Raw genomic sequence first — 18,650 nt, 5'->3', positions numbered from 1 at the left:
GGTCACTCCTCAAGCGAAAAACTGAATGTGTGCGGCCGAATGTTCACGACCGGGCAGGCCTTTAGTTGTAGCTTCCCGAAGGCAAGGCAACAAACGACCTTTACGCGAGATATCATTCCGTTTATTCATGCTGCGCATAGAAAGACAAGAAAAAGGATCACCCATGCTGAACAAACGCCACCTGCCGTCGATCACCGCGCTGCAGTGCTTCGAGGCCGTGACCCGGCACCTGAGCTTCACCCGGGCCGCCGAAGAACTGAACCTGACCCAGAGCGCCGTCAGCAAACAGGTCGCGCAGCTTGAGGAATTGTTGCAGCACTTGCTTTTCCGCCGGGTGCGTCGGCGTTTGCAGATGACCCCAGCCGGGGATTTGTACCTGGTGGAAGTCCGAAAAATCCTCACTCAGGTGGAAATGTCCACGCATTACTTGCGTTCCTACGGCGGCGAGACCGAAGTCCTGCGCGTTTCTACGCCTTCGACCTTCGGCGCGCGCTGGCTGGTTCCGCGTCTGAAAGGCTGGCGTCTGCGCCATCCGTCGATCCATCTCGACCTGTGCAACGAGCAGGAGGCAGATGACTTGCTGCAGGGGCGCAGCGATCTGGCGTTCTATTTCGGCCAGGGTTCGCGCCCCGGCACCGAATGCCTGAAGCTGTTCGGCGAAGAGCTGGTGCCGGTCTGCGCGCCCGGCAGCCTGCCGGATCAGCTTTTCACCGACCCGACGCAACTGACCGATCTGGTGCTGCTGCAAAACGCCTCGCGGCCACAGGCCTGGCATGATTGGTTCGACAGTCAGGGTTACCACACCGAACACAGCTATCACGGGCCGCGTTTCGAAACCTTTTACATGTGCATCCGCGCCGCCCAGGTCGGCTGCGGCGTGGCGCTGCTGCCACGGTTTCTGGTGGAAGAGGAATTGGCCGACGGCAAACTGGTCATTCCCTGGCAGCATGCAATGCCCAGTTCCGACGCCTATTACCTGGCCTACCCGGAGCATGCGGCGGAAGTGCCGAAGGTGCGCGATTTTGTGAAGTGGATGCTGGAGCAGATCGATAGCCCTGCGGTCTGAGCACTATCCTGTGGCGAGGGGATTTATCCCCGACGGGTTGCGCAGCGACCCCAAAAAACTCAAGAACGACGACTGCTTCGCAGTCAATCGGGGATAAACCCCCTCACCACAAATGATCTTCACCTGCCAAAAATTGCTGGCAATCTTCGTCCCTGATATGCGCCACTAGCACCATTGTTTGATACCGCGCCTTGCGCGGTGCACCTGGAGACCCCGTTTATGAGCGAGAGTGTGTTTGCCGATCGCATCGTGCAGAACCTGCTCGACACCGACTTCTACAAACTGACGATGATGCAGGCGGTGCTGCACAACTACCCCAACGTCGAAGTCGAATGGGAGTTTCGTTGCCGTAACAGTGAGGATCTGCGGCCGTATCTGGCCGAAATCCGCTACCAGATCGAGCGTCTGGCCGAGCTGAGCCTGAGCGCCGACCAGTTGAGCTTTCTCGAGCGCATCACCTTTCTGAAACCGGATTTCCTGCGCTTTCTCGGTCTGTTCCGTTTCAACCTGCGCTATTTGCACACCGGCATCGAGAACGGCGAGTTGTTCATTCGTCTGCGCGGTCCGTGGCTGCATGTGATCCTGTACGAAGTGCCGCTGCTGGCGATCGTCAGCGAAGTGCGCAACCGCTATCGCTACCGTGAAATCGAACTGGTGCAGGCGCGTGAGCAGCTGTATCGCAAGTTCGACTGGCTCAGCGCCAACGCCTCGGCCGACGAACTGGCGCAATTGCAGGTCGCCGATTTCGGCACCCGTCGGCGTTTTTCGTATCGCGTGCAGGAAGAAGTAGTTAACGTGCTCAAGCACGATTTCCCCGGGCGCTTCGTCGGCACCAGCAACGTGCACTTGTCCCGCGAACTGGACATGAAACCGCTGGGCACCATGGCCCATGAATGGATCATGGCCCACCAGCAACTCGGCCCGCGGCTGATCGACAGCCAGATCGCCGCCCTCGACTGCTGGGTGCGCGAGTACCGTGGTTTGCTCGGGATTGCGCTCACCGACTGCATCACCACCGACGCCTTCCTCGGCGACTTCGACCTGTTCTTTGCCAAGCTCTTCGATGGTCTGCGCCACGACTCCGGGGATCCGGTGCAGTGGGGCGAAAAATGCATCGCTCACTACCACAAGCTCGGCATCGACCCGATGAGCAAGACTCTGGTGTTCTCCGACAGCCTGACCCTGCCCAAGTCGCTGGAGATCTTTCGCGCGCTGCACGGGCGGATCAACGTCAGCTTTGGCATCGGCACCAACCTGACCTGTGACATTCCGGGTGTCGAACCGATGAGCATCGTGCTTAAAATGACCGCCTGCAACGGCCAGCCGGTGGCGAAGATCTCCGACGAGCCCGGCAAGACTCACTGTAAAGACCCGAATTTCGTCGCCTATTTGCGACATGTGTTCCAGGTTCCTGCCGTTTCCAGCCTATCTAGCAAGGAGTGAATTCATGCAAGCCGTACAGCGTGAGATTGCTGAACAGCTCAAGGTGCAACCGCCATTCGCCGGGCATCAGGCCCTCGAAGCGGAAGTCGCCCGACGCATCACCTTTATCCAGGATTGCCTGGTCAATTCCGGCCTCAAGACCCTGGTGCTGGGCATCAGCGGCGGTGTCGACTCGCTGACCGCCGGTCTCTTGGCCCAGCGTGCCATGCGTGAGCTGCGCGAGCGCACTGGCGACAACGCCTACAAGTTCATTGCCGTGCGCCTGCCGTACGAAACCCAGTTCGATGAACACGACGCCCAGGCTTCGGTGGATTTCATCGCCCCGGACGAGCGCCACACGGTCAACATCGGCCCGGCAGTGAAGTCGCTGGCCAGTGAAGTGGCGGCGTTCGAAGGCAAACACGCGGTGTCGGTGGATTTCGTGCTCGGCAACACCAAGGCGCGGATGCGCATGGTCGCCCAGTACACCATCGCCGGCGCGGCCCACGGGCTGGTGATCGGTACCGACCACGCGGCGGAAGCGGTGATGGGCTTCTTCACCAAGTTCGGCGACGGCGCCTGCGACCTGGCCCCGCTCAGCGGTCTGGTGAAAAACCAGGTCCGGGCGATTGCCCGCAGCTTCGGCGCGCCGGAATCGCTGGTGGAAAAAGTGCCGACCGCGGATCTGGAAGACCTGTCGCCGGGCAAACCGGACGAAGCGTCCCACGGCGTGACCTACGCCGAGATCGACGCCTTCCTGCACGGCGAGCCGGTACGTCAGGAAGCGTTCGACATCATCGTCAACACCTACAACAAGACCCATCACAAACGGGTCATGCCGTTTGCGCCGTAAGTTGCGCTGATACCTGTAGGAGCTGTCGAGTGAAACAAGGCTGCGATCTTTTGATCTTCAAAAACAACCTCGAAAGATCGCAGCCTGCGGCAGCTCCTACAGAAAACAGAAAAGCGTCCCGAGGGACGCTTTTTTTGTGCCTGCAGCCATTACTTCACGGCAATGGTGCCTTTCATCATCGAGATGTGGCCCGGGAACGAGCAGAAGAAGCCGTAGTCAGTGCCAGCGGTCAGCTTCGATACGTCGATGGTCAGCGAGTCTTTCTCGCCGGCACCGATGATTTTGGTGTGAGCGATAACGCGCTCGTCGCCGTCTTTCAGGTAGTTCTTGTCGATGCCAGCGGCCAGGCCATCGGTGGCGATCGGCTGCATGTCAGCGGTTTTGCTGACCACCAGGTTATGGCCCATGACGTTCTTCGGCAGGTTGCCGGAGTGGGTCAGTTCGACAGTGAAGGTCTTGCAGCTCTTGTCGATCACGATTTCCTTGGTGTTGAAGGACATCTGATCGGTGGAATCAACGGTGGTTTTGCACTCGGCAGCCATCAATTGGCTGCTGGCCAGCGCCAGCAGGGATACCGCAACAACTTTGGAAAACATGGTGAATCTCCAAGGCAGGGTTAACAAAAACACGAATGATGGAAAGACTGCCTGAAATCTTCGCAAGTTCCTATGACTTGAGTCAAAAATTGTATACAACTTTCAGGCTATGACACTCATCGAAACAATCTACCGGCCAGATTTTCCGGCCGGGCCTATGATCGGCGCATCTACTGAAACGGAGTGCCTGTCATGTTCTTTAACGGTCTGTTGTGCAGTTTGCTCGCCGCCTACGCCTGTGGCGCCAGCGGTACCTTTGAATCACCGGAACGCGAAGTTTAGTCCTTGGATCAAGGCGTGCCAGCCATTACCCTGTGACGGATTGACCCAGGAGGAAGGCATGTCTCTCACATCCGTTTGTGTTTTTTGCGGTGCCAACGCCGGCACTGATCCGGCTTACACCGAAGCCGCCAAGGCCCTTGGCCGCGCGCTGGCCGAGCGTCAGCTGACGCTGGTTTACGGCGGTGGCGCCGTGGGCCTGATGGGCCTGGTGGCGGACGCCGCGCTGGCCGCTGGCGGCGAAGTGATCGGGATCATTCCGCAAAGCCTGATGGACAAGGAAATCGGCCACAAAAGCCTGACCCGTCTCGAAGTGGTCGATGGCATGCACGCGCGCAAGGCGCGCATGGCCGAGCTGAGCGATGCGTTCATCGCGTTGCCCGGCGGCCTCGGCACGCTGGAAGAGCTGTTCGAAGTCTGGACCTGGGGTCAGCTCGGCTACCACGGCAAACCGCTGGGGCTGCTGGAAGTGAACGGTTTTTACAGCAAACTCACCGCTTTTCTCGACCATATCGTCGGCGAAGGCTTCGTTCGCGCGCCACACCGTGACATGCTGCAAGTGAGCGAATCGCCCCAAACCCTGCTCGACGCCCTCGATCAGTGGAAGCCGACCGTCACGCCCAAGTGGGTCGACCAAAAACCCGGCTAACCGCCAGGCACCGATACAGGGCAGAATACGCGCCGCTCAACCTCACCTTCGACCCCAGAGGATCGCCCATGGCCAAACCCAATTACTCCTTCGCCAAACGTCAACGAGACCTGGCAAAGGAACAGAAGAAAGAGGAAAAGCTTCAGCGCAAGAAACAGATGGCTGAAGAAGCGGCACTGAACCCTGACGGGGAAGTGGCGACTGACAACGATGATGATGTTGATGCACCGAAAGACCAGGCGCCCGACGCCTGAGCTGATTGCTGATTCGCTCCCGGAGGGAGCGATCTGTGGTGAGGGAGCTTGCTCCCGCTGGGTTGCGCAGCGACCCCAAATTGTTTTGCGACTGCTTCGCAGTCGAGCGGGAGCAAGCTCCCTCGCCACATTGGCTCCCGCCAGTGAAATTCCTTACTCCAATGGCATCACCGTGACCCGCACTTCCGGATCATGCGAACCGCCCCCCAGTATCACCCCGCGCAACGGCGACACATCGGAAAAGTCCCGGCCCCACGCCAGGGTGATGTGCTCCAGCGCCGGCTGCACGTTGTTGGTCGGATCGAAATCCACCCAGCCCGATACCGGACAGAACACCGAGACCCACGCATGTGACGCATCAGCGCCGATCAGTCGTGGCTGGCCCGGCGGCGGCTGGGTCAGCAGATAGCCGCTGATGTAACGCGCCGCCAGCCCCCGTGAACGCACGCACGCAAGCATCAGATGCGCGAAGTCCTGACACACGCCGCGCCGGCGCTCCAGCACCTCGACCAGCGGTGTCGCCACTTGCGTCGCCTCGGCGTCGAAAGTGAATTCGCTGAAAATCTTCTGCATCAAATCCTGCACGCCCAGCAACAGGGGCTTGCCCGGAGGAAAACAGCTTTCGGAGAATTCGACGAAGCTGCGCTTCAAATGCACGTAGGGTGACTGAAAGCGATACCGACAGGCCTCCAGCAATTCGGCGGACAACGGCTGGCTGCTATAGGTCAGCGCATTGCGCGTCTGCTCCCACGCCGGGGACAGATTGAAGTCCGCCAGCGGTCGCGCCAGCACTTCAACCGTGAGCCGGGCGTTGACTTGCAACTCGTCGTGCGGGCGCTCGAAGGCCAGCCGGGTCAGCGGATTGCCGAACACATCCAGCTCATCGCGCCGCGTGGTCGGCTGCGGGCTGATCAGCAATTGCTGCTCGGTGCAGCGCTGCCATGCGCACTCACGCGGCCACAGGTGCGCCAATTGCTGCGCCAGCGACACCGGGCTGTCGTAGTGGTAACAGGTGTCGTGGAGGATCTGGTAAAGGGCGCTCATCAGACGGACACCGTGCGCTGGCTGACATCATCGACATGGGCAAAGTGGCGCAGCGCCAGACGATCGGACACCTGAGCGCTGGCCTCGGCAATCGCTTGCAGCAGATCCGCCAGACCGTCGAGCGCCGCACGCACGCTGTTCTCCCCGAACAGCGGGTTCTCCAGACAGCCCAGATCGAACCGCGCCAGACGCTCGACCAATTGCGCCAGCCCGGCCTCGCGAGGTACGCCGAAATCATCGTTCAGGCGTTTCAAAGTGCGGGTCACCAGTTTCAACTGGAACAACACCGCGTGCGGGTTCTGCTCATCCAGCAGCAACAGGTCGAGCACCGGAATCAACTGCGCCACCGCCAGGTACCGCGAACGGTAGGTGATACTGCTGTTGCCCAGTTCCAGCAGCCATTCCAGCCCGGCCTGATCGAACGCCCCGGCACCGCGCAGAAACGCCGCCAGACTGCTGCTGAGAAACTGCAAACGTTCGATGCGCCGGCCGATCATCAGAAAGCGCCAGCCTTCGTCGCGGGTCATGTCGTCGAGGGCAAACCCGGACAACGCCGCCAGTGACATCACCAGCCGGTTGAGGAAATCCAGCAACTCGCCGAAGTCCGGCTCCTCGGTGTCCAGTTCCAGCGCCTCGCGCTGCAACTCGACCAACGCCTGCCAGTTCTCCCGCGAAAGCTTGCCGCGTACCTGCGAGGCGGCCCACTGCAAGCGCTGCAGGTTGGAGCGCAGGCTGAACGACCAGTCCTCGCCGAGCAGCGCCGCCAGCAGGCGCTCCGGCAACTCGCCCTCCTCCGGCAGCAACATCAGACGCTCGCCCAGCGCCACGGCGGCCTGCAAGGCTTGCGGATCATCACCATCGACATACCGCGCGAGCATGATCCGCAGCAGTCGCGCACTGTCGTCACAACGCTCGCAGTAACGGCCGAACCAGAACAGGTTCTCCACCACCCGCGAGGGCAGGTACGGATCGCGGCGCACCAGATCGTGTACGCCGACGTTGCGCTGGGTCTTCCATTGTTCGCCACTCGGCGCAAGCTCGCCCAGCACCCAGGTGTCCTTGCTCGCCCCGCCGCGCTGCATCGACACCACTTCGGCATCGGCCTCGGCGGCGACCCGGGTCAGGCCACCGGGCAGCACGCGATAGCCATCGCGACTGGCCACGGCGTACATGCGCATGCCGATGGCTCGCGGTTGCAACTGGCCGTCTTCGGCTTGCCAGATCGGCGCCTGCGACAACTGCGCCAACTCTTGCGCGACGTAGGCGTATGGCCGCGCCTGCATGCGCTCGGCGAGCGCCTGACGCTGTGGTTCACTCAGATCGCGGCCGAATACCGGCGCGAAGCTTTGTGAGGGGAACGCCGGTTTGATCAGCAGCTCCGGCAGTTTTTCCAGCGCCTGCGCCAGCACCGGCGCCTCGCCGCACCACCAGGTGGCAATGGACGGCAGCAGCAGTTCTTCGCCGAACAGGTACTGATTGATCTTCGGCAGAAATCCGAGCAATCCCGGCGACTCCAGCACGCCGCTGCCCAACGCATTGGCCACCAGCACCCGGCCCTGACGCACCGCTTCCAGCAAGCCGGGCACCCCGAGTGCCGAGTCGGTGCGCAGCTCCAGCGGGTCGCAGAAGTCATCGTCGAGCCGGCGCATGATCGCGTGCACCCGGCGCAGACCGCTGAGGGTTTTCAGGTACACCGTGGCGTCGCGCACCGTCAGGTCGCCGCCCTCCACCAGCGGATAACCGAGCTGACGCGCCAGATAAAGATGTTCGAAGTAGCTTTCGTTGAAGCGCCCTGGCGTGAGCAACACCACCAGCGGCGCGTCGTCAGCACACGGCGCCTGACGCGCGAGGGTTTCCTGCAGGGTGCGAAAGAATCCGGCCAGATGCTGCACCTTCAGATCGCGGTACAACTCGGGAAACGCCCGCGAAACGATGGTGCGGTTTTCCAGCGCATAACCGGCGCCCGACGGCGCCTGGGTACGATCCGCCGTAACCCACCAGCGCCCGTCCGGCGTGCGCGCCAGGTCCACGGCATACAGATGCAGAAACGCCTCTTCCGGTGGCGCGATGCCCTGACAGGGCCAGAGAAAATTGTTGTGGCCGAACACCAGCTCCGCCGGCAACAGCCCTTCGCGGATCAGCCGCTGCGGCCCGTACAGATCCGCCAGTACCGCGTTGAGCAAACGCGCACGCTGGGCAATCCCTGCCGACAGGTGCTGCCATTCATCAGCAGCGATCACATGCGGCAGCAGGTCCAGCTCCCACGGTCGGTCAGCGCCCTTCGGATCGGCGTAGACGTTATAAGTGACCCCGTTTTCCTGAATCTGTCGGGCGAGCAACGCCTGCCGCTGCACCAGTTGCGCCGGGGTGCTGCGCTGCAATTGATCGAACAGCCGCCGCCAGTGCGGGCGCACTTCCCCGCTGTCATCCAGCAGTTCGTGATAAGTGCCCGCAGTGCGCGGGTAGCGGTCTAGCAGGTCAGGCATGGAAAGCTCGGCAGACAGCAGGGAACGGTCAGACTAACGCAGGCACATGACGTGCGGATATACGAAAAATCCGCATGTCGTGCAGGACTTAGAAACGTCGCAAATCGAGCGTCATCGGCAACTCGTCGGAGATTGTCAGGTTGGGTATCGGAAGTTTCCCCGGCGTGTGTCCGATGCGGAAAAATCGCGCCATGCGCCGGCTCTCCGCCTCGTTGGCGTTGACCGGCAACGTTTCGTAATTGCGCCCGCCTGGGTGCGCCACGTGGTACTGACAGCCCCCTAGCGAACGCTGCATCCAGGTGTCGAGCAGATCGAACACCAGCGGCGCGTGCACCGGGATGGTCGGTTGCAGGCAATTGGCCGGTTGCCAGGCCCGGAAGCGCACACCGGCGACGAACTCGCCGATGCGCCCGGTCGGTTGCAGCGGCACCGGGACGCCGTTGCAGGTCAGCAGATAACGCTGCGGCGGCAGGCCGTTGAGTTTGATCTGCAAACGCTCCAGCGACGAGTCGACATAGCGCACCGTGCCCCCCGCCGTACCTTCCTCGCCCAGCACATGCCAAGGCTCCAGCGCCTGACGCAGCTCCAGTTCGATGCCGTTGACGGCGTAATCGCCGACCTTGGGAAAACGGAATTCCAGGTGCGCGGCGAACCATTCGGCGCGCAGTGGGTAACCGGCATTGTTCAGTTCGACGATGACGTCGGCGAAGTCCTGCTCGATAAAGTGCGGCAGCATGAAACGGTCGTGCAGCTCGGTGCCCCAGCGCGCCAGTTTCGGCGGTGCATACGGCTCGCGCCAGAAGCGTGCGACCAGCGCGCGCAGCAACAACTGCTGGGCCAGGCTCATGCGCGCGTGGGGCGGCATCTCGAACGCGCGCAGCTCCAGCAGACCAAGACGCCCGGTAGCGCCATCCGGCGAATACAATTTGTCGATGCAGAACTCGGCGCGGTGAGTGTTGCCGGTGACGTCAATCAGCAGATTGCGCAGCAGGCGATCCACCAGCCACGGCGCGCACTCTTGGCCCGGTTCAGGCATCTGCGCGAAGGCGATTTCCAGTTCGTACAAGGCGTCATTGCGGGCCTCATCAACACGCGGAGCCTGCGAAGTCGGGCCGATGAACAACCCGGAAAACAGGTAGGACAGCGACGGGTGGTTGTGCCAGTAGCTGATCAGACTGCGCAGCAGATCCGGACGACGCAGGAACGGTGAGTCCGCCGGGGTCGCGCCACCGAGGACGAAATGGTTGCCACCGCCGGTGCCGGTGTGGCGCCCGTCGATCATGAACTTCTCGGTGGTCAACCGTGTCTGTCGCGCCTGTTCATAGAGAAACTCCGTGCGTTCGACCAGTTCGTCCCACGTCGCCGATGGCTGCACGTTGACCTCGATCACCCCCGGGTCCGGGGTGATACGGAAGTTGCTCAGGCGCGGATCACTGGGTGGCTCGTAACCTTCCAGCAGCACCGGGCAATGCAGCTCTTCGGCGGTAGCCTCGATGGCCGCCACCAGCTCCAGATAATCCTCGAGCCGCTCCAGCGGCGGCAGGAACAGATACAGACGCCCTTCACGCGCCTCGGCGCAGAACGCGGTGCGGGTCAGCCAGTCGGCGGACTCGTCGATTGTCGGCGCACGTTCGTCGGTTGTGGCGGGTTCGGCATGACTGTTGAGCTGCGCGGTGTCCGGCAGCTCGGGGAAGGCCTGATTCGGATCGTTGGGATGAATGAACGGATACTCGGCGGCCTTCACCCACGGCTGCGAACCGAGCGGCAGACGGTAACCCAGCGGCGAGTCCCCCGGCACCAATCGGCAATGCTCGTCGCGCAGATACCAGCGCCCACTCTGCCATTGATCACCCTTGGCGGTGCGCGCCAGCGGCAGCACCTGACCGATCACTTTATCCAGGCCCTGATTGAAGACCTTGCGCAGACGTGCGCGCTCCAGCGGCTCTTCAAGTCGCGAATCTTCAGCGCTGACATTGCTCGGCAATGCGCCCTCGCGCCAGAGGTAATAAAAATTGTCTTCGTAGGCCGGAAACACGAAACGTGCAGGCAGTTTCAGGCGTTCGGCAACACTCGCGAGAAAGCGTCCCGCCAGTTCACCATCGGCGCCGTAGTCCTGTTGCTCATCGGCGATCAGCGCACTGTTGTGCCAGATCGGCACGCCATCACGGCGCCAATAACCATTGAGCGACCAGCGCGGCAATTGCTCGCCCGGGTACCACTTGCCCTGACCGAAATGCACCAGACCTTTCGGCGCGTAGTGCTGGCGCATGCGCTGGAACAATTCGGCGGAGAGGCGGCGCTTGTCCGGGCCCAACGCCGCTGTGTTCCATTCGGCGCCATCCGGGTCGTCGATGGAAGCGAAGGTCGGCTCGCCACCCATGGTCAGGCGCACATCACCTTCCAGCAGGTCGGCATCAATCTGCCGCCCGAGCGCCTGAATCGCCAGCCACTGCTCATCGGTGTAGGGCTTGGTCACCCGTGGCGCTTCCCAGATCCGCTCCACCGACATTTCGTGGCTGAACTGGCATTCGCACGGCTCGACCAGACCACTGATCGGCGCAGCTGAGGAAGGATCGGGACTGCAGGCCAGCGGGATATGCCCTTCACCGGCGAACAGCCCGGACGTGGCATCCAGACCAATCCAGCCAGCGCCCGGCAGGTAAACCTCACACCACGCGTGCAGGTCGGTGAAATCGACGTCGGTGCCGGACGGGCCGTCGAGGCTTTTCACGTCGGCGGTCAGTTGAATCAGGTAGCCGGAAACAAACCGCGCGGCCAGCCCGAGGTTGCGCAACAACTGCACCAACAGCCACGCTGAGTCGCGGCAAGAGCCGGACGCCTGTTCGAGGGTGTGTTCCGGGGTTTGCACGCCCGGTTCCATGCGGATCAGGTAGCGGATGTCTTCGCTGAGACGCTGGTTGAGCATCACCAGGAAATCCACGGCGGGCAGCGGCGTGCGATCAATGCTATCCAGATAGGCTTTGAAGGCTGGGGTCAGCGGCAGGGTTTCGAGGTACGGCGCCAATTCCTTGCGCTCATCAGCGGCGTAACTGAAGGGGATTTTCTCGGCGTAAGGCTCGAGGAAGAAGTCGAACGGATTGAACACCGCCATCTCGGCCAGCAAATCGACTTCGATGCGCAATTCGTTGGTTTTCTCGGGGAACACCAGACGCGCGAGGTAGTTGCCCTGCGGGTCCTGCTGCCAGTTGATGAAGTGCTGCTCGGGCGAAACCTTCAGCGCATACGACAAGATCCGCGTGCGGCTGTGAGCGGCCGGACGCAGGCGGACGATCTGCGGGCCGAGTTCGACAGCGCGGTCGTAGCGGTAATGCGTGACGTGATGCAATGCGACATGAATCGACACGGCGTGCCTCCTGCGAGCCTAAGCGTATTCGAAAGCGCGCAAGACTTATGCCATGCAGAAGCTTGGGCGCTTTCCCGGAATGCTCAGGGCAGTACAGCACCAAAATCGGGCGATGCGGGGAAATGGATTGAGGAAGTTGCGCCTAAATGTGGCGAAGATCAAAAGATCGCAGCCTGCGGCAGCTCCTACAGGGAAACGCATGACCCGATGTAGGAGCTGCCGAAGGCTGCGATCTTTTGACCTTGAAAAAAAACGCCAACCCGAAGGTTGGCGTTCTGTTGAAACAAAAAGCGACTCAGCGCGGAACGACGGGCTTGCGCGCCGGTTTGGGCCCCTTGCCCTTGGCCGCTTCCTTGCGCTCCTTGGCCGCCTGCTGGTTGCGGGCAAACGCCGCAGCCTTGGCTTGTTCACGCTTGTCCCAAGGGTTGCCACCGTCGCTGGCACGTGGCGGCAGGCCAGTGTGCTGGGTCAGAATCTTGGTGGTCTTCTCTTTCGCGACCTTGTGACTGCCAGCCGGCGTCGAGTTCTTGCGACGGGCGCTCTGGTAGCTGTCGGTGGCCGGCTGGTGCAGCGGGATCAGCTGGTTCTTGCCCGGCCCGATCAGGTCGGCGCGGCCCATGCGGGTCAGCGCTTCGCGCAGCATCGGCCAGCCTTTCGGGTCGTGATAACGCAAGAACGCCTTGTGCAGACGACGCTGCTCCTCGCTCTTGACGATAGTCACACCGTCGCTCTTGTAGGTGACCTTGCGCAGCGGGTTCTTGCCCGAGTGGTACATCGCGGTGGCGGTGGCCATCGGCGACGGGTAGAACGCCTGCACCTGGTCGGCACGGAACCCGTTGCCCTTGAGCCACAGCGCCAGGTTCATCATGTCTTCATCGGTGGTGCCCGGGTGCGCAGCGATGAAGTACGGGATCAGGTACTGCTCTTTGCCTGCTTCCTTGGTGTACTTCTCGAACATGCGCTTGAAGCGGTCGTAAGTACCGATCCCTGGCTTCATCATTTGGTTGAGCGGACCTTCCTCGGTGTGTTCCGGGGCGATCTTCAGGTAACCACCAACGTGGTGGGTCACCAGCTCTTTGACGTACTCCGGCGACTCGACCGCGAGGTCGTAACGCAGACCGGAGGCAATCAGGATCTTCTTCACACCCGGCAAGGCACGGGCGCTGCGGTACAGCTGAATCAGCGACGAGTGGTCGGTATTCAGGTTCGGGCAGATGCCCGGGAACACGCAGGACGGCTTGCGACACGCGGATTCGATTTCCGGGCTCTTGCAGGCAATGCGGTACATGTTCGCGGTCGGGCCGCCAAGGTCGGAGATGACGCCGGTGAAGCCAGGAACCTTGTCGCGGATCTCTTCGATTTCGCGAATGATCGACTCTTCGGAACGGTTCTGGATGATCCGGCCTTCGTGCTCGGTGATCGAGCAGAACGTGCAGCCGCCGAAGCAGCCACGCATGATGTTCACCGAGAAACGGATCATGTCGTAGGCCGGGATCTTTTCCTTGCCGTACGCCGGGTGCGGAACCCGTGCGTAAGGCATGCCGAACACGTAGTCCATTTCTTCAGTGGTCATCGGAATCGGCGGCGGGTTGAACCAGACGTCAATCTCGCCATGCTTCTGCACCAGCGCGCGGGCGTTGCCCGGGTTGGTCTCCAGGTGCAGCACGCGGTTGGCGTGGGCGTACAGGACCGGATCGTTACGCACCTTTTCCATCGACGGCAGGCGGATCACGGTCTTGTCGCGGGTCATCTTCGGGCTGGCCAGGATCTGCACGACCTTGGCTTCCTCGGGATCGTCCACCGGCCCCTTTTCTTGCTCGATGGCGCAGGCCTGGGTGTCCTGGGTGTTGACGTACGGGTTGATGATCTTGTCGATCTTGCCCGGACGGTCGATGCGCGTGGAATCGACTTCGTACCAGCCTTGCGGCGTGTCACGGCGGATGAACGCGGTGCCGCGCACATCGGTGATGTCTTCGATCTTGTGCCCGTAGGACAGGCGCTGGGCCACTTCGACAATGGCCCGCTCGGCGTTGCCGTACAGCAGAATGTCAGCGCTGGCGTCGATCAGGATCGAGTTGCGCACGCGATCCTGCCAGTAGTCGTAGTGGGCGATGCGACGCAGGGACGCCTCGATGCCGCCGAGAACGATCGGCACATGCTTGTACGCCTCTTTGCAGCGCTGGCTGTAGACCAGGCTCGCGCGGTCCGGACGTTTGCCCGCCATGCCACCCGGGGTGTAGGCGTCGTCGGAACGGATTTTCTTGTCCGCGGTGTAGCGGTTGATCATCGAGTCCATGTTGCCGGCCGCGACGCCGAAGAACAGGTTCGGCTCGCCGAGCTTCATGAAATCGTCTTTGGACTGCCAGTTCGGCTGGGCAATGATCCCGACGCGGAAGCCCTGGGACTCCAGCAGCCGGCCGATGATCGCCATGCCGAACGACGGGTGATCGACGTAGGCATCACCGGTGACGATGATGATGTCGCAGGAATCCCAGCCGAGCTGATCCATCTCCTCCCTGCTCATCGGCAGGAATGGCGCTGGCCCGAAACATTCGGCCCAGTACTTTGGATAGTCAAATAACGGCTTGGCTGCTTGCATGTCGATAACCGGTGTTGGCTTTCATTGAATTTCGCGGGCGCGGAATATAGCACAAATTTTGACCAATTCCGACGGCTATGGTCGGAAATTGTGCTTTACCTGTGGCGAGGGAGCTTGCTCCCTCCGGGTTGCGAAGCAGCCCCCAGAATTCGACTGCTGCGCAGCCGATCGGGAGCAAGCTCCCTCGCCACAGGTGCTCGACGTTACTCGTCGTCGTCGAAGTTGTAGCTGCCCGGCGCGAGGTTTTCGAAGCGGGTGTACTTACCGATAAACGCCAGGCGAATAAAGCCGATCGGGCCGTTCCGCTGCTTGCCGATGATGATTTCGGCGATGCCCTTGTGCTCGGTTTCCGGGTGATACACCTCGTCCCGGTACACGAACATGATGACGTCGGCGTCCTGCTCGATCGCTCCGGATTCCCGCAAGTCGGAGTTCACCGGACGCTTGTTGGGACGTTGTTCCAGGGAGCGGTTGAGCTGCGACAGCGCCACCACCGGGCAGTTGAATTCCTTGGCCAGGGCTTTCAGAGATCGCGAGATTTCGGAAATTTCGTTGGTCCGGTTGTCGCCGCTGGAACCGGGAATCTGCATCAGCTGCAGGTAGTCGATCATGATCAGACCGATGTCGCCATGTTCGCGAACCAGGCGCCGGGTCCGCGCTCGCATTTCCGACGGGCTGATGCCGGCGGTATCGTCGATGAACAGCTTGCGGTCGTTGAGCAGATTGACCGCCGAGGTCAGGCGCGGCCAGTCGTCGTCTTCCAGCTGGCCGGAACGCACCTTGGTCTGATCGATACGCCCCAGGGACGAAAGCATACGCATGATCAGCGATTCGCCTGGCATCTCGAGGGAGTACACCAGCACCGCCTTGTCGCTGCGCAGTACGGCGTTTTCCACCAGGTTCATGGCGAAGGTGGTCTTACCCATCGACGGACGGCCGGCGACGATGATCAGGTCGGCCGGTTGCAGGCCGCTGGTCTTCTCGTCAAGGTCGGTATAACCGGTGGACAGGCCGGTGATCGAGTCGGCGGTGTTGAACAGGGTGTCGATGCGATCGATGGCCTTGGTCAACAGCTCGTTGACGCCCACCGGCCCGCCGGTCTTGGGGCGCGCCTCGGCGATCTGGAAGATCTGCCGTTCGGCCTCGTCGAGGATCTCTTCGGCGGTACGACCTTCCGGGTTGAACGCGGCGTCGGCAATTTCAGTGCTGATGCCGATCAACTGGCGCAACGTCGCCCGCTGGCGAACGATCTGCGCATAGGCCTTGATGTTGGCGACGGACGGCGTGTTTTTCGCCAGCTCGCCAAGGTAACCGAGGCCGCCGACCTGGGACGTCTGACCTTCCTTGTCCAGTTGCTCGGCAAGGGTCACGACGTCGATCGGCATGTTCTGATCGGCCAGTTTGGCGATCGCACGGAAGATCAGGCGGTGGTCATGCCGGTAGAAATCGCCGTCGGAGACTTGATCGAGCACGCGTTCCCAGGCGTTGTTGTCCAGCATCAGACCACCGAGTACAGCCTGTTCGGCCTCGATGGAATGCGGCGGCACTTTCAGCGCGGCGGTTTGCAGATCGTATTGCTCGGGAGCGGTGATTTCGTTCATGGCCACTTGGAGTCAGGGTTGAAAACGGGAGTACCAGAAAGACAAAGGGCACGACCTGTAAACAGGATCGTGCCCGATGTTACCGGCTAGCACCCGAGGGTGCCAGCCGACAAGTATTGCTTAAGCCGCTACCACGACAACGCGTACGGTGGCTTCAACTTCGGCGTGCAGGTGCACAGCCACGTCGAATTCACCCACGTTGCGGATGGTGCCGTTCGGCAGACGAACTTCGCTTTTCGCCACTTCAACGCCGGAGGCGGTCAGTGCGTCAGCGATGTCGTGAGTACCGATCGAACCGAACAGCTTGCCTTCGTCGCCAGCGGTGGCAGTGATGGTCACTTCCAGCTCGGCCAGTTGGGCAGCACGGCTTTCAGCCGATGCTTTACGGTCTGCGGCGGCTTTTTCCAGCTCAGCGCGACGCTCTTCGAACGCAGCCAGGTTGGCAGCGGTCGCAGCGGTAGCTTTGCCGAAAGGCAGCAGGTAGTTACGGCCGTAACCGGCCTTAACGTTTACTTTGTCGCCCAGGTTGCCCAGGTTGGCGATTTTTTCCAGAAGGATCAGTTGCATGTGGAAATCCTCTTAACTTTTAACCTTCACCGTTCGCGTTATCGGTGCCTTTCGACACGTGACGACCGCGAAAATCAATCAGGCTGTCGACAATGGCCAGAACCACGAGCAACGGATAGAGCAGCTGCATGAACAACAGCAGCGTGACGTACAACCCCACCAGCCAGAAACCGGCCAGTCGCTTCTGCCCGACCAGCCCGTGAATCAGGGCCAGTCCGGCGAACACCAGCGGTACGCTGCACAACGGCGTCAACATGGCCATCTGTGCACCGAGATTCGGGCCCAGAAGCATCAACGCCAGCAACAACATCGCCGGCCCCAGCGGGATCCGGATGGCGCGAAACTCGCGACCAAAACCACCCGGGTTGTACAACAACGCCTGCCAATGACGCCCGATAATCAGGCTCAGCACGCTGACGATCTGCAACAACGCCGCAATCAGTCCGGTCAGGACCGGTGCAATCAGGGACGCGAAACGCGCTTGCTCATCGACCGACAATTGCTTGTAGGTTTCACCAAGAAGCGCCGGCATGACCTTTATCAAGGCCTGCGCGAGCATCTCGATCTGGGCCGCAAACGCTGCCCCGAGCACCACAGAAAACACCACTCCAATTACTACGCTGACCAGCAGCGTGCGGACCCAGGATTCGCTTGCGCGCAACACCAACGCAAGCCCCGAAGACCCCAGCAGCACCAGAAGTGCTCGCGGATCATCGGCATACAGCCACCAGATCAATGCCGGCAGCAGCCCCAGGGACAGGACGCCAATGGCGTCCGTCAGTCCGCGCCGCAGAAGCACCAGGCTCCCGGCGGCAGCACCCAACCAATACAACAACGGCAATGTTGCACACCCGGCCACTACGAGAGTGGCCTGCATGCGGCCGCGCATGATGAACTCAGCTAAGGCACGCATGCATTCAATCCTTTGCTACTTGTCGACTGCCCGGTCTCAGCGGCCGTGGCTGTCGGTGTAGGCCAGCAGGGCCAGGAAGCGGGCGCGCTTGATAGCGGTGGCCAGCTGACGCTGATAACGAGCTTTGGTACCGGTGATGCGGCTTGGAACGATTTTGCCGGTCTCGGATACGTAGGCTTTCAGAGTGTTGAGATCTTTGTAATCGATCTCTTTCACGTCTTCAGCGGTGAAGCGGCAGAATTTACGACGACGGAAGAAACGTGCCATTTGATAGGCTCCTTAAAAGGTCCGTGGATTACTCGTCAGCGTTATCGCTGTTGTCGCTGTCATCACCCTCAACGCCATCAGCGTCGGAGTGCTCAGGACGGTCGCGACGCTCACGGCGCTCACTGCGGTTTTCTTCAGCCTTGAGCATCTCGGACTGGCCGGTAACGGCTTCGTCGCGACGGATGACCAGGTTACGGATCACAGCATCGTTGTAGCGGAAGTTGTCTTCCAGCTCGGCCAGGGCCTTGCCAGTGCACTCAACGTTCAGCATCACGTAGTGAGCCTTGTGAACATTGTTGATTGCGTAGGCCAGTTGACGACGGCCCCAGTCTTCCAGACGGTGGATTTTGCCGCCGTCTTCTTCGATCAGCTTGGTGTAACGCTCAACCATGCCGCCGACTTGCTCGCTCTGGTCAGGGTGGACCAGAAAGATGATTTCGTAATGACGCATGAATGCTCCTTACGGGTTGTAGCCTGCCGCTCAAAAACGGTCAGACAAGGAGTGAATGACACTTATGGACTTGCTGGCGCGGGGCACATGCGTGCCTGCCGTCACAGCAAGGGGCGCAATTGTAGAGAAGGGACTGCAGAGGTGCAAGGCAATTGGTGATTATTTGAACAATCACCGATCTTCGGCCTGACACAAAACACTGTGGGAGCGAGCCTGCTCGCGAATGCGATCTATCAGGC

Annotated in this window: 15 protein-coding genes; 5 read left to right on the top strand and 10 right to left on the bottom strand. The window is 61.1% G+C overall.

The annotated features are described in order from the left end of the window. The first annotated feature begins 163 nt into the window (after positions 1-163). From HXW87_RS06770 to nadE, 3 genes are all read left to right on the top strand, one after another. On the top strand, positions 164-1,066 hold the full coding sequence (locus HXW87_RS06770; protein WP_239778624.1) for a LysR family transcriptional regulator: 903 nt from the start codon (positions 164-166) through the stop codon (positions 1,064-1,066). A 219-nt stretch (positions 1,067-1,285) separates the two neighbouring features. Then, positions 1,286-2,509: a nicotinate phosphoribosyltransferase gene (pncB, locus tag HXW87_RS06765; protein ID WP_041065644.1), complete on the top strand. Its 1,224-nt coding sequence runs from the start codon at positions 1,286-1,288 to the stop codon at positions 2,507-2,509. Between the two features lie 4 nt (positions 2,510-2,513). Then, positions 2,514-3,341 carry an ammonia-dependent NAD(+) synthetase gene (nadE, locus tag HXW87_RS06760; RefSeq protein WP_047290995.1) on the top strand — a complete coding sequence of 276 codons (828 nt, stop codon included), beginning with the start codon at positions 2,514-2,516 and terminating at the stop codon, positions 3,339-3,341. A gap of 149 nt (positions 3,342-3,490) precedes the next feature. Here nadE and azu read toward each other — a convergent pair whose 3' ends face one another. After that, complete coding sequence (gene azu, locus HXW87_RS06755; protein ID WP_239778623.1) at positions 3,491-3,937, bottom strand: azurin; 447 nt, start codon at positions 3,935-3,937, stop codon at positions 3,491-3,493. Between the two features lie 340 nt (positions 3,938-4,277). Between azu and HXW87_RS06750 the strand changes: the two genes are divergently transcribed. Together HXW87_RS06750 and HXW87_RS06745 are read left to right on the top strand one after the other, a co-directional pair. Continuing rightward, a complete protein-coding gene (locus HXW87_RS06750; protein WP_041065653.1) occupies positions 4,278-4,865 on the top strand; it encodes a TIGR00730 family Rossman fold protein in 588 nt (195 codons plus the stop codon). 68 nt (positions 4,866-4,933) lie between these two features. Beyond that, a complete protein-coding gene (locus HXW87_RS06745; RefSeq protein ID WP_025111839.1) occupies positions 4,934-5,119 on the top strand; it encodes a hypothetical protein in 186 nt (61 codons plus the stop codon). A gap of 153 nt (positions 5,120-5,272) precedes the next feature. Here HXW87_RS06745 and HXW87_RS06740 read toward each other — a convergent pair whose 3' ends face one another. The 9 genes from HXW87_RS06740 to rpsF form a co-directional block, all read right to left on the bottom strand. Next, positions 5,273-6,163: a transglutaminase family protein gene (locus HXW87_RS06740; RefSeq protein WP_182403591.1), complete on the bottom strand. Its 891-nt coding sequence runs from the start codon at positions 6,161-6,163 to the stop codon at positions 5,273-5,275. Then, a complete protein-coding gene (locus HXW87_RS06735) occupies positions 6,163-8,649 on the bottom strand; it encodes a circularly permuted type 2 ATP-grasp protein (RefSeq protein WP_239778622.1) in 2,487 nt (828 codons plus the stop codon). The genes HXW87_RS06740 and HXW87_RS06735 overlap by 1 nt, the downstream gene beginning before the upstream one ends. 88 nt (positions 8,650-8,737) lie before the next feature. Next, on the bottom strand, positions 8,738-12,013 hold the full coding sequence (locus HXW87_RS06730) for a transglutaminase family protein (RefSeq protein WP_239778621.1): 3,276 nt from the start codon (positions 12,011-12,013) through the stop codon (positions 8,738-8,740). Positions 12,014-12,308: 295 nt separating this feature from the next. Continuing rightward, positions 12,309-14,612, bottom strand: coding sequence for a YgiQ family radical SAM protein (locus HXW87_RS06725; RefSeq protein WP_041065663.1), 2,304 nt, complete (start codon positions 14,610-14,612; stop codon positions 12,309-12,311). Positions 14,613-14,815: 203 nt separating this feature from the next. After that, complete coding sequence (dnaB, locus tag HXW87_RS06720) at positions 14,816-16,213, bottom strand: replicative DNA helicase (protein ID WP_041065665.1); 1,398 nt, start codon at positions 16,211-16,213, stop codon at positions 14,816-14,818. 120 nt (positions 16,214-16,333) lie between these two features. Further along, complete coding sequence (gene rplI / locus HXW87_RS06715; protein WP_003186385.1) at positions 16,334-16,780, bottom strand: 50S ribosomal protein L9; 447 nt, start codon at positions 16,778-16,780, stop codon at positions 16,334-16,336. Positions 16,781-16,799: 19 nt separating this feature from the next. Further along, complete coding sequence (locus HXW87_RS06710; protein ID WP_047290989.1) at positions 16,800-17,693, bottom strand: hypothetical protein; 894 nt, start codon at positions 17,691-17,693, stop codon at positions 16,800-16,802. A 36-nt stretch (positions 17,694-17,729) separates the two neighbouring features. Beyond that, on the bottom strand, positions 17,730-17,960 hold the full coding sequence (gene rpsR / locus HXW87_RS06705; RefSeq protein ID WP_002551829.1) for a 30S ribosomal protein S18: 231 nt from the start codon (positions 17,958-17,960) through the stop codon (positions 17,730-17,732). 28 nt (positions 17,961-17,988) lie between these two features. After that, positions 17,989-18,411, bottom strand: a complete 423-nt coding sequence (rpsF, locus tag HXW87_RS06700; RefSeq protein WP_003221133.1) for a 30S ribosomal protein S6 — start codon at positions 18,409-18,411, stop codon at positions 17,989-17,991. Between the last annotated feature and the right edge of the window lie 239 nt (positions 18,412-18,650).

Source organism: Pseudomonas sp. Y5-11 (assembly GCF_022368695.1).
Classification (GTDB): domain Bacteria; phylum Pseudomonadota; class Gammaproteobacteria; order Pseudomonadales; family Pseudomonadaceae; genus Aquipseudomonas; species Aquipseudomonas parakoreensis.
Note: the sequence above shows the minus strand (reverse complement) of the source record. Positions and strands in the feature narration are given on the sequence as shown.

Excerpts from the sequence above, each read along its gene's own strand:
- HXW87_RS06770 (WP_239778624.1), top strand. The coding sequence starts at position 164 with ATGCTGAACAAACGCCACCTGCCGTCGATCACCGCGCTGCAGTGCTTC.
- pncB (WP_041065644.1), top strand. The coding sequence starts at position 1,286 with ATGAGCGAGAGTGTGTTTGCCGATCGCATCGTGCAGAACCTGCTCGAC.
- nadE (WP_047290995.1), top strand. The coding sequence starts at position 2,514 with ATGCAAGCCGTACAGCGTGAGATTGCTGAACAGCTCAAGGTGCAACCG.
- azu (WP_239778623.1), bottom strand. The coding sequence starts at position 3,937 with ATGTTTTCCAAAGTTGTTGCGGTATCCCTGCTGGCGCTGGCCAGCAGC.
- HXW87_RS06750 (WP_041065653.1), top strand. The coding sequence starts at position 4,278 with ATGTCTCTCACATCCGTTTGTGTTTTTTGCGGTGCCAACGCCGGCACT.
- HXW87_RS06745 (WP_025111839.1), top strand. The coding sequence starts at position 4,934 with ATGGCCAAACCCAATTACTCCTTCGCCAAACGTCAACGAGACCTGGCA.
- HXW87_RS06740 (WP_182403591.1), bottom strand. The coding sequence starts at position 6,163 with ATGAGCGCCCTTTACCAGATCCTCCACGACACCTGTTACCACTACGAC.
- HXW87_RS06735 (WP_239778622.1), bottom strand. The coding sequence starts at position 8,649 with ATGCCTGACCTGCTAGACCGCTACCCGCGCACTGCGGGCACTTATCAC.
- HXW87_RS06725 (WP_041065663.1), bottom strand. The coding sequence starts at position 14,612 with ATGCAAGCAGCCAAGCCGTTATTTGACTATCCAAAGTACTGGGCCGAA.
- dnaB (WP_041065665.1), bottom strand. The coding sequence starts at position 16,213 with ATGAACGAAATCACCGCTCCCGAGCAATACGATCTGCAAACCGCCGCG.
- rplI (WP_003186385.1), bottom strand. The coding sequence starts at position 16,780 with ATGCAACTGATCCTTCTGGAAAAAATCGCCAACCTGGGCAACCTGGGC.
- HXW87_RS06710 (WP_047290989.1), bottom strand. The coding sequence starts at position 17,693 with ATGCGTGCCTTAGCTGAGTTCATCATGCGCGGCCGCATGCAGGCCACT.
- rpsR (WP_002551829.1), bottom strand. The coding sequence starts at position 17,960 with ATGGCACGTTTCTTCCGTCGTCGTAAATTCTGCCGCTTCACCGCTGAA.
- rpsF (WP_003221133.1), bottom strand. The coding sequence starts at position 18,411 with ATGCGTCATTACGAAATCATCTTTCTGGTCCACCCTGACCAGAGCGAG.